General features: G+C 41.9%; 11 protein-coding genes. 6 read left to right on the top strand and 5 right to left on the bottom strand.

The features are described from left to right. Positions 1 to 202: 202 nt before the first annotated feature. The 3 genes from ahpF to INT03_RS00695 all read left to right on the top strand — a co-directional run bounded on the left by ahpF (position 203) and on the right by INT03_RS00695 (position 3,655). Positions 203 to 1,780: an alkyl hydroperoxide reductase subunit F gene (gene ahpF, locus INT03_RS00705; protein ID WP_193007177.1), complete on the top strand. Its 1,578-nt coding sequence runs from the start codon at positions 203 to 205 to the stop codon at positions 1,778 to 1,780. 130 nt (positions 1,781 to 1,910) lie between these two features. Beyond that, a complete protein-coding gene (locus INT03_RS00700) occupies positions 1,911 to 2,756 on the top strand; it encodes a hypothetical protein (RefSeq protein ID WP_193007176.1) in 846 nt (281 codons plus the stop codon). Between the two features lie 77 nt (positions 2,757 to 2,833). Continuing rightward, positions 2,834 to 3,655, top strand: a complete 822-nt coding sequence (locus INT03_RS00695) for a hypothetical protein (protein WP_193007175.1) — start codon at positions 2,834 to 2,836, stop codon at positions 3,653 to 3,655. Between the two features lie 22 nt (positions 3,656 to 3,677). On the opposite strand, the gene INT03_RS00690 is transcribed toward INT03_RS00695, so the two are convergent. The 5 genes from INT03_RS00690 to INT03_RS00670 form a co-directional block, all read right to left on the bottom strand. Then, the gene (locus INT03_RS00690; RefSeq protein ID WP_193007174.1) at positions 3,678 to 4,424 is read right to left on the bottom strand and encodes a glutathione S-transferase family protein; all 747 of its coding nucleotides are present in this window, start codon (positions 4,422 to 4,424) and stop codon (positions 3,678 to 3,680) included. 151 nt (positions 4,425 to 4,575) lie between these two features. Beyond that, a complete protein-coding gene (locus INT03_RS00685) occupies positions 4,576 to 4,908 on the bottom strand; it encodes a TIGR01244 family sulfur transferase (protein WP_021813753.1) in 333 nt (110 codons plus the stop codon). An 81-nt stretch (positions 4,909 to 4,989) separates the two neighbouring features. Further along, the gene (locus tag INT03_RS00680; RefSeq protein WP_060491797.1) at positions 4,990 to 5,316 is read right to left on the bottom strand and encodes a beta-lactamase hydrolase domain-containing protein; all 327 of its coding nucleotides are present in this window, start codon (positions 5,314 to 5,316) and stop codon (positions 4,990 to 4,992) included. 217 nt (positions 5,317 to 5,533) lie between these two features. Then, on the bottom strand, positions 5,534 to 7,243 hold the full coding sequence (locus INT03_RS00675) for a SulP family inorganic anion transporter (protein WP_193007173.1): 1,710 nt from the start codon (positions 7,241 to 7,243) through the stop codon (positions 5,534 to 5,536). A gap of 269 nt (positions 7,244 to 7,512) precedes the next feature. Then, the gene (locus tag INT03_RS00670) at positions 7,513 to 7,881 is read right to left on the bottom strand and encodes an ArsR/SmtB family transcription factor (protein WP_319020723.1); all 369 of its coding nucleotides are present in this window, start codon (positions 7,879 to 7,881) and stop codon (positions 7,513 to 7,515) included. 279 nt (positions 7,882 to 8,160) lie between these two features. On the opposite strand from INT03_RS00670, the gene INT03_RS00665 reads away from it, so the two are divergent. The 3 genes from INT03_RS00665 (at position 8,161) to trxC (ending at position 9,917) form a co-directional block, all read left to right on the top strand. After that, the gene (locus INT03_RS00665; RefSeq protein WP_193007172.1) at positions 8,161 to 9,033 is read left to right on the top strand and encodes an MBL fold metallo-hydrolase; all 873 of its coding nucleotides are present in this window, start codon (positions 8,161 to 8,163) and stop codon (positions 9,031 to 9,033) included. A 166-nt stretch (positions 9,034 to 9,199) separates the two neighbouring features. After that, complete coding sequence (locus INT03_RS00660; RefSeq protein ID WP_045444095.1) at positions 9,200 to 9,382, top strand: DUF2892 domain-containing protein; 183 nt, start codon at positions 9,200 to 9,202, stop codon at positions 9,380 to 9,382. A gap of 97 nt (positions 9,383 to 9,479) precedes the next feature. Beyond that, positions 9,480 to 9,917 carry a thioredoxin TrxC gene (gene trxC, locus INT03_RS00655; protein WP_055124746.1) on the top strand — a complete coding sequence of 146 codons (438 nt, stop codon included), beginning with the start codon at positions 9,480 to 9,482 and terminating at the stop codon, positions 9,915 to 9,917. Positions 9,918 to 10,095 lie beyond the last annotated feature (178 nt).

The following is a 10,095-nucleotide window of genomic DNA, read 5'->3' as shown; positions in this document are numbered from 1 at the left end:
ATTAATGATTGGTTTTATAAAACATAAGGTTTGAGTTTCTCAGCTTGCCGAAACCCTCAGAACCTATGATAATAGAGACATCAAAGGGCATAAACTTATGGCCTATAATATTTTAGATAAAATTATTAATACCAAATAGTCTATATTTGAACGAGCAACATGACAGTTGCCGTTACATATCCAGTAATGATGAGGAACAAACATGATAGATAAAAGTTTATTAGATGCCATCAAAAGTTATAGTGAAAAGATGACTCGTCCAATTACCTTCGTATTGGGTAGTGGCGAACATAGTAAGCGTGCTGAGTTGATTGATTTTTTGACTAAAATCGCTGGCACCACAGATAAAATCAATTTTGATGCAACAGCAACTGATGATAGCTTACCAAGTCCAATTAGCTTTAAAGTGGTTAGTCATGTCGATGGTGCATTGACTGATACGGGTATTGTTTTTAGTGGTATCCCCGGTGGTCATGAGTTTACTTCGCTGATTTTGGCCATTTTGCAAGCCGGTGGTCATACGCTAAAATTGGATGAAAGTATTCAAAAGCTGATTAAGCGTTTTAATAAGCCACTACAGTTTCAAACTTACGTGTCGCTATCTTGCCACAGTTGCCCAGAAGTGGTACAAGCGCTCAACCAGTTTGCACTATTGAACGATGGCATTAGCAACGAGATGATTGATGGTGCTCTATTCCAAGAGCAGGTTGATGCTAATAACATCCAAGGTGTACCAGCGGTATTCTTAAATGGTAAACCGTTTGCCAATGGCCTCCTCGACACGGCAAAATTGATTGGAAAGTTGCAAGAGCAATTTCCTGACTTGTTAGCAGAAGCTGATGACGATGCTGAGCAGTTAGAGCAGCAAGATGTGACGATTATTGGTGCAGGTCCAGCTGGCGTTGCCGCTGCGATTTATACCGCTCGTAAAGGCTTAAAAGTGACGATGGTTGCTGATCGTATCGGCGGACAGGTGAAAGACACGCAGGATATCGAAAACTTAATTTCTGTGCCTTTAACCACGGGTACTGAGCTATCAGCGAACTTTGAAAAGCATTTACGCGAATACGATATTACTTTAAAAGAGTACGTCAGCGTCAAAGAAATCAGTGAGACAGAAGATGAAAATTATCGCATTCATCTAAACACGGGTGAGACGTTTGAGACACGCAGTATTATCTTAGCGACGGGTGCTCAGTGGCGTAAGCTTGGTGTTCCGGGTGAAGAAGAAAACATCGGTAAAGGCGTGGCTTTCTGTGCTCACTGTGACGGCCCATTCTTTAAGGGTAAAGACATTGCAGTCGTCGGTGGTGGTAACTCTGGTATCGAAGCGGCATTAGATCTTGCTGGTATCGTGAAGCATGTGACCGTGCTTGAGTTCGCGGATGATTTAAAAGCGGATCAGGTATTGATTAACAAAGCCAAAGAGAAAGCCAATATCGAATTTATCACTGGCGCAGCGACGCAAGAAATTAAAGCGACTGATGGTAAAGTGACTTCGATCGTTTATCAAGATCGCAGTACAGGTGATACTCATGAGCGTGACTTGGCAGGGGTGTTTGTACAGATTGGTTTAGTACCGAACTCTGCGTTTGTCAAAGGCTTTGTTGATTTGAACCGTTTTGGCGAGATTGAGATTGATGAGCGCTGCCGTACTGATCGCAAAGGTATCTTTGCTTGTGGTGACGTGACCACTGTGCCATTTAAGCAAATTAATATTGCGATGGGTGAGGGTAGTAAAGCGGCATTATCAGCGTTCGAGTACTTGGTTATGCAGTAAGTTATTTCACGCTAAATTTAGTCTAACAAGCCACCTCTTTTGAGGTGGTTTTTTTATGGGTGCTGATATACTACTTGTAAAAATTTATCAATTAACTTATGTTCGTTAATATTTTATGAGAACCTTAATAGTGAAAAATAAATATGCAGTTCGCAAAAATAATCATTGGGTTAAATGTCTGGTTTTTATATCGTTTATATTTAGTGTAACCAATGCTTATGCAGGGCAAACGGTCAATGAGATTCTGAATGAATACTATCCTATCTATAATGAGGCTAAGCAGTGTCGAGGTATTATGGCTAATAACGGTTCATCAGATGGCGAAGGCACACTTTATCAAAACGGTTACTGTATTAAAATTGATAGACAATTAAAGGTACAAGCCAAGCAGGGTACAAGGCTATATATATCGGTCATTGGCGATATCGGTTTTAATGAAGACGGTAGCGAAGCGTATGGAGCACACGTATTTTCTGGTCTAGTAGGCATGTTTGTTCTAAAGCCACAAGGTTCAGGCTGGGAAGTAGAATCTGCCAATCCAGCGATGAATGCAGGTGCTTCTGGTAAAGGTCTAAAAGACTGGAAGCTGATACAAGTTGCCCCTGATAAATGGGGATTTATTAACATTCATAGTGATTCGCATTGGGTTCATTCAGGCTCGGCTTTTGTGTTACTTACGCCAGACAAGAGTAATATTAGAAGAAGCTGGGTAGAAGCCAAGTATGAACATTCTAATGGAGGATCTGGGTCAGCAGGAGGCTGTAGCAACCCTGATGCCAGTACTTGTACACTTTTAAAGGCTAAGCTAGGCGTTGATAAAAAGACGATAATTAATGGTTTTTATCCATTAGAGATTACTCTAAACGGTTTTGAAGATGATAAGGTATATAAAAATCAAGTCTATCTTATTAAGTATCAGCCCCGATTAGGGTATCAAGTACCTAATGATTATCCAATGAAAGATGTAAGCTTTTGATTCATATTCATAACTATATTCGTGTTTCATAAAAATGAACGATAAAAATTTTGAGAGCTTCAAAGGAAGTATTTAAGATGTTCAAATCTAATTTAGGATTACTCAGCTTAAGAAAACTAACGTTCCTTATTACAGTCACATTAATATGCGGTACAGCCTCTGCTGTTGATAGCGTGATAGATATCCTCAAGCAGTACTATCCGCTTTATAACGAAGCATTACAGTGTCATGGTGTCATTGCACCTTCTGGTTCTGTGAATGGTTTAACTAAAGGGCCTTATATGACGGGCTATTGCATAGATATTGATAGGCAAAAGGTCATAGAGACGGATAAAGGTAAACGCTTATATATATTAATTACAGGTGATGTTGGCTTTGATGAAGATGGTGAAGAAGTTTTACGTGGTCATGCCGATAGTGGTTTAGTCGGTATGTTTGTTTTAAAGCCTAAGGGTGAAGGCTGGCAAGTTGAGTCGGCCAATCCTTATATGAATGCAGGCAGTAATGGTCTTGGTTTAGGTGATTGGGATTTAGAACAGTTTGCGACAAATACGTGGGGCTTTATAAATGAGCATGGTGATACGCATCAAGGTTATTACAGTGATAGTCTTGTCATATTGACACCTAGTGGCAGCGGTATTACACAGAGTTGGATAGGTATTAATTTTAATAACGAAAATGCGGGGAAATGCGAAGACGATATGTCAGAGTGTGATGATGTCAAAGCTACTTTTACTGTTGATAGCAGTAGGGTAGTCAATGGGTTTTATCCTTTGGAACTAACCATCAATGGGCGGACAAAAGGTAAGGTATATGCTGATTTTGTTTATCGTATTCATTATCAAAAAGACAAAGGTTATATAGAGCCTAATGATTATCCTTTAAAAGATAACTACTAAGCTCGTTTCCAATGATTCACTTTTAATCAGCCAACACCCCAACCACCGACAGTATCTCACCTGCTTCATCTTCTTTAATTACGCGAGTTTCTTCAAGTGCTGCCTCTCGCCAAGCCTGTAGATAAGGATCGTTTAATATCGTCTCACAATACTGTTTGGTCGTTGATTTCAATACTATGCCAGAGGCATCGGCATACGTTTGCAAACGTAGAATAACTGGTGCGAAAAAAGCATCGGCAGCTGTAAATGAGCCAAACAAGTAGCTGTCTGTTGCGCGATTTTTTAAACAATCCGCAAAAATATCTTCTATCCGAGCGATATCATTTAAGCATGCGTTACTTGGTTGTATCTTCGCCGTCGCTCGAATATTCATCGGCATCTCACTACGAATGCCTGTTAAACCTGAGTGCATCTCAGCGACGATACTTTGGCAATAGGCGCTATTTATTCTGGTGCTAGTATCACTCTTAGCATCAGTATCAGACTTCTTCAATCCTGTCCAAAGATCTAATTCTGTCAAATAATCATTGGCATGAATGGCAATCGCTAAAGTATCCCAGACCGTGACTTTTTCATCATCTTGACCATAGACTAAAACTGGCACTTTGCCTGTTGGCGCATGCTCATCGAGAATGGCTGTCGCGGATGGATGAAACAGCTCAATCAGTTGCTCGTCGAAGTCAATATTGAAAGCTTTGAGTAATAGCCAAGCTCGTAATGACCATGACGAATAGTTTTTATTGCCAATGATGAGTAGCGGTTTTTGCATAAAAAGTCCTATTGAGCTGTATAAGTAGTATTTTATTATGTGCTCAATATTAAAAATTAACCAGTCTATAGTTCAGTAATTTCAATAAAAAACGCCCCTCCAAAATTTGGACGGGCGTTTTTCAGCAGTAGCGATTATATTTAAATCACTATTAATCGTCTAATAAATCCATACGCTTTGCCGCTTCATAAATACCTGTTGAGCGGTTGCCAGTACGGCAAAAGATCAGCATTGGCTGTTCAGCTTGATTAAAGAAATCAGCAAATTCTTCGACATGGTTTTGATTAAGCTCACTACCAGCGAAAGACACTTCTTTATAAGCAAGCCCTGCTTTTTTAGCAGCAGCTTCAATCTCAGCGCTGGTCGGTTGGTTCGGCTCTTCACCATCTGGACGGTTGTTAATAATGGTTTTAAAACCATTTTCAGCAATCATAGGTACTTGATCAGGGGTGATTTGTCCGGTAATACTAATTTGATGGCTCATAAGAGCTCCTTTTTATTTTTTAGCGTAAAAACGAAACTTTTGCGCTTGGATTAAAATATTTCAATAAGGTATAGCGGTTTTTTACAACAAACCTTGCATCAATGCGCTTTGATACAACAATTTAGCACGTGCACCTGTCCCGCAAAACATCAATATCGGTTTAGGCATCGAGCGATAAAATGCTGCAAATTGCTCGACAGTCGCCATGCTCAAACGCTCATCATCAAACGGTAAATGATGATAAGTAAGGTTGGCTTTTGCCGTCGCACTGGTAAAGTCGCCGCTATTGGGCTGCGTTTCTGTCTCGGCATCAGGACGAATATTGAGCACGGAGCGGTAGCCAAGCTCAGCAATCTTGGTGCATTGGCTTGGATAAATTTGCTTATAAATGGTTAAATTATCGGTCATAAGTAGCTTTGGTCGCGTATATTAAAAGACGTTTGGAGGTATCGCATTGTAGCTAAGCGCTATTTTATAAAGGCTGTACTTTAGGCATCTCTTCTAAAGGCTGTATTTTTTAGGGGCTTATACCAATTTAGCATAACACAGCTTTTATCATATCTATATTTTGTCACAGCATAATAATAAGTATGCTTGATTGAGCAACATATGTCTCACAGACCGATTAGACATCTTTTAGCGCATTTACCGCATCCATCGTGCTTAAATAAACTTGACCTGAGAGGGTGGTAATGACCGGAGTATGCTCGATGATGTCCATTACTGGCCCTTTAATAAAGCTAAAGTTTAAATGTTTGTTTTGGTTCAACAGCTCTTGATTAAGACTGATAAGCATCTCTTGTCCGGTCAAGTCAATGTGATTGACCGCTGACATAATAAGAATAATCTCATGCGCTTCGGGATATTGCTGAGTGGCTTGTATGACCCTACGATGGACGGATTCACTATTGCCAAAAAATAAGCTCTCATCGATACGCAGCATCAATAAGTTGCTAAAGGTCACCACATCGTGACGGTTTATATTGCGAAAATGCCCTGTGCCAGCTAGCTGACCAACCACAGCGACGTGCGGTTTACTCGATTGCCAAATGAGGCTAGCAAACGACACCATCAAACCAATCACCAAGCCAGTATTTAATCCAAATATCAATACGCCGATGAATGCCGCCAAAAAGCTGGCCGCATCTAGGCGGTCGCGTTGCCATGCCGACTTCAAGGTTGCCATATCAATGAGACCGATGATTGATGCCATGATGGTTGCGCCCAATAAAGCGTAGGGCAGTGGTGCGAGTGCCTTGCCAAAAGCGATTAAAGCAGCAATCATGACCAGCACGGTTACTAAACTTGCAACTGGTGTTTTGGCCCCTGAGTCGGCATTGATAGCGGTGCGCGAAAAGCCGCCAGCGACGGTAAAGCTTTGAAAGAAACCGCCCGCCATATTAGCAAGCCCCAGTCCAGTCAGCTCACTATTGGCGTTAAAAGTCTCACCGCGCAGGCGTGCATAGTTGCTGGCGACGGAGCTGCTAGAGACAAAGATAATCAATGCCATCAAACCTGCGCTAGGTAATAAATTCAGCGCTTCACCGAAGTCTGGTACATAGGGCAGGGTAAAGGTTGGTAAGCCTTGTGGAATACTACCAATCGTGGCCACGCCGTTCGTGGTCCAGTGTAAGCTGATGCTCAAAACAATCGCAATACCGAGCAAAATAAGCGGAAACAGTCGCTCAGCCCATTTGGCATAAGACGCTGATAACCAAGATTTCCATACCCATTTGCTACCGTAGCGATTGGCCACCAACAGTGCAAAAGCAATGACGCCAATAACTAAGGTTAGCGGATGTAGCTGGCGTGCATACATTTGCATGCTTGATAGATAACCGATTAAGTTATTTCCAGCAATAGGAATCGCAGTCAGATATTTAAGCTGACTGACAAAAATCAATACGGCTGCACCACTGATAAAGCCTGCTGAAACGCCGCGACTGATAAACTGCATAATCCAGCCAAGTTTGAGCCGCCCTGCTAGCCATAACATTGTACCAACCATCAATGACAGCAAACTTGCCATCAATATATACTGCTGAGAGCCCTCTGTAGCATAAGGGTGCAGGCTGCTGGCTGTCATAATCGCTGTAATAGCGACAGGCCCTACTGCTTGCACATTACTCGAGCCTATCCATGCATAGACCAGCACGGGAACGATGGCCGCGTAGAGTCCATAGACGGGTGGCAATCCTGCCAATACCGCATAACCTAAGCTTTGTGGAATGACGAGCACCCCAACCACCAACCCAGCAACAACGTCAGTTGGCAAGGCAGACAGCTGGTATTGACGCAACCAAGCAGGAATCAGACGAGCGGCGATAGAAGGCATAGCAATATGTCATCACAATATATAGTCAATCTTATATAAATCAGATACGGTGTCAGGCTCGCTTAGTCTACTATTGGTAGTACTTTCGCTTGCCTTCCTTGTATCTAAACTATATTGAACCGACTATAGTAGAAAAAATTGAATAAAAGAAAAGAAAAGGTTAAATACAGCCAAGCGCTAAATTTATAAAGTTATGCTGAAAAATGACGCTAACAAGGGATGCTAAAAACGGATGCTAAAAACGGATGCTAAAAACGCAAGCCAACAAACTAGCTATCAGTTTTGGCACAAAAGCGTTCATACAATAAATGTAACACCGCCAAGGCATCGTCACTGGCAATACTATAATAGATTTGCTTGCCTTCGCGGCGGGTCGTCACCAGCGCATCTTTGCGTAGAATACCAAGCTGCTGTGACAAGCTTGGCTGACCAACACCGACTAAGCTTTCAAGCTCGCTGACGCAATATTCTCCTTGAGTCAACTGACATAAGAGTAATAAGCGATCAGGATGTGAAAGCGACTTTAATAGTTGGCTGGCTTGCATGGACGCTTGCTGCATTTGCTCAGCAAGGTCTTTAGGGGCAAAGTCTGCTACGCTAGATGACGCATCATCAATGCTGGTAGTCGAGGTGCTCAATGCTGAAGTAGAAGTAGTCAGAGCAAGCTCCTTATATAAGACATAATAAAAAATTTAGGATTAATAACTAAGATAGGATTAATTATCAATGATATTGCCACGGATAGCAAGTTATCGTTATTTACATTATATAAATTGATAAAATGTTAAATCGTTGCTATATTGGCATGCATCGTTGATAAATATGTGGCGGTCAATACGATAAGCTGAAGCCAGTGCATATTATACTGAACAATTTATCAAAAAATAAAATATTCATCTAAAAGCCAAGAGGTAGCCATGCAAGTTCATTCATTCTTACATAGCGACACAGAAACTTATACTCACGTACTCGCAGACGTTCAGCAACAAGTCTGTGCCATCATCGATCCTGTATTGGATTTTGATGCTAAGTCAGGGCGCACGAGTACTACTAGCGTCGATGAGGTGGTTAAGTTCGTCCGCGAGCATGGTTGGGAGCTGGTTTACATCATAGAGACTCATGCGCATGCTGACCATATATCCGCCGCGATACATGTCAAAGACGTACTTGGCGGGCAGTTGGTAATCGGTCAACATATCACCGAAGTGCAAAAAATATTTAAGCAAATATTCAACTTTGATACCAGCTTTCGCACCGATGCCAGCCAGTTCGATATTCTAACGGATGAGGGCGATACTTTGGCGCTTGGCAATATTACTATTACGGTCATGTATGTACCGGGTCATACGCCGGCAGATATGGCCTATATTGCTACTGATGATGAAAAGACCGTGGTCTTTGTTGGTGATACTTTATTTGCTCCTGATGTCGGGACGGCTCGCTGTGACTTTCCAGGTGGGGATGCCAAGACGCTGTACCACTCAATCAAGAAGCTCCTTGCGCTCCCTGAAGATACGATAATATATCTGTGCCATGATTACCCAAGCAAGGGTCGCCAGCACTGTCCAACCACGACTGTCGCTGCACAGAAACTGGGCAATATCCATGTCAAAGATGGCATCAATGAAGCAGAGTTTGTGCAAATGCGTGAGCGCCGCGATGCCACTCTTGACATGCCGCGTCTCATTATTCCATCGGTACAAGTAAACATCGATGCAGGTCATTTCCCAGAGCCAGAAGACAATGGTACCCGTTATCTCAAAGTACCGATTAATGTACTTGGGCAATAAGACAGATATCAGGATAAGTAGACATCAGAATAAGCAAATATTATAAACATGTATCACGTTACGTAAGCACAATACGAGTATAAGCCATCATAATGCTAGTCTTTACCGTAAACACATGGCTATATTACTCCTCTACCATTGAGCCTTCACACTTAAGGATTGAACCATGGAAATTAATATCGGCAGTACTGAGCGTTTACTACGTATTATCGCGGGTGTCGTGATTATCGGCTTGGGTTTGTATTTTCAAAGCTGGTGGGGCGTGATTGGCTTAGTGCCTTTACTCACAGGACTCTTCCGCTTTTGTCCTTTGTATAAAATGCTTGGGATGAATACCTGCAAGCGTTAAACAGTCGCTAGATTTATTGTCATAAATACATAATCAGGCATGGGTATTGGATACTTTGATTGACCAATACCCATGCTACTTGCATAGGAGTCTTATAATGAGTGAGCAAAACTCTCATCTGGTCTGCCCACATTGTCAGGCAACCAACCGCATACCAGCAGCCAAACTTAGTGCTGCGCCAAATTGTGGCAAATGTGGTCAGCCGTTATTAACCGGTAGCCCTCATGAACTAAACGCCCAAACGGTTCGTAAAGTCATTCAAAAAAATGAGGTCTTGACCATCGTTGATTTTTGGGCAAGTTGGTGTCAGCCGTGTCTCATGATGGCACCGCAGTTTAAAGCCGCAGCGGCGCGACTGCCACAAGTAGTGTTTGCCAAAATACAAACCGATAAATATGAGCAAGCGGCGGCACCTTATAATATTCGCAGTTTGCCAACCATGGTGGCTTTTAAAAATGGTAGAGAGATAGCACGGCAGTCAGGTGCGTTACCTAGCGACCAAATTGTCCAGTGGGTACAAAGCTTACATTCTTGAGTTTTAACGGATTATGATTATAAAAAAGCCAGCATGCAATAAGCATACTGGCTTTTTTATAACAAATACTATCTAAAGTCATCAAAGGATTGAACAGTTAAATATTACTTATCAAACTTAACTTATTAAATATAATCTATTAGGGCGTGTTGAACATTGGGAATAAAACGATGGCAAA

The sequence above is a fragment of the Psychrobacter sp. PG1 genome, assembly GCF_014897815.1.
GTDB lineage: Bacteria > Pseudomonadota > Gammaproteobacteria > Pseudomonadales > Moraxellaceae > Psychrobacter.
This window is presented reverse-complemented; position numbering and strand designations above follow the sequence as displayed.

Coding starts and splice junctions, on each gene's coding strand:
- trxC (WP_055124746.1), top strand. CDS start 9,480: ATGAGTGAGCAAAACTCTCATCTGGTCTGCCCACATTGTCAGGCAACC.
- INT03_RS00695 (WP_193007175.1), top strand. CDS start 2,834: ATGTTCAAATCTAATTTAGGATTACTCAGCTTAAGAAAACTAACGTTC.
- INT03_RS00690 (WP_193007174.1), bottom strand. CDS start 4,424: ATGCAAAAACCGCTACTCATCATTGGCAATAAAAACTATTCGTCATGG.
- INT03_RS00665 (WP_193007172.1), top strand. CDS start 8,161: ATGCAAGTTCATTCATTCTTACATAGCGACACAGAAACTTATACTCAC.
- INT03_RS00660 (WP_045444095.1), top strand. CDS start 9,200: ATGGAAATTAATATCGGCAGTACTGAGCGTTTACTACGTATTATCGCG.
- INT03_RS00685 (WP_021813753.1), bottom strand. CDS start 4,908: ATGAGCCATCAAATTAGTATTACCGGACAAATCACCCCTGATCAAGTA.
- INT03_RS00680 (WP_060491797.1), bottom strand. CDS start 5,316: ATGACCGATAATTTAACCATTTATAAGCAAATTTATCCAAGCCAATGC.
- INT03_RS00675 (WP_193007173.1), bottom strand. CDS start 7,243: ATGCCTTCTATCGCCGCTCGTCTGATTCCTGCTTGGTTGCGTCAATAC.
- ahpF (WP_193007177.1), top strand. CDS start 203: ATGATAGATAAAAGTTTATTAGATGCCATCAAAAGTTATAGTGAAAAG.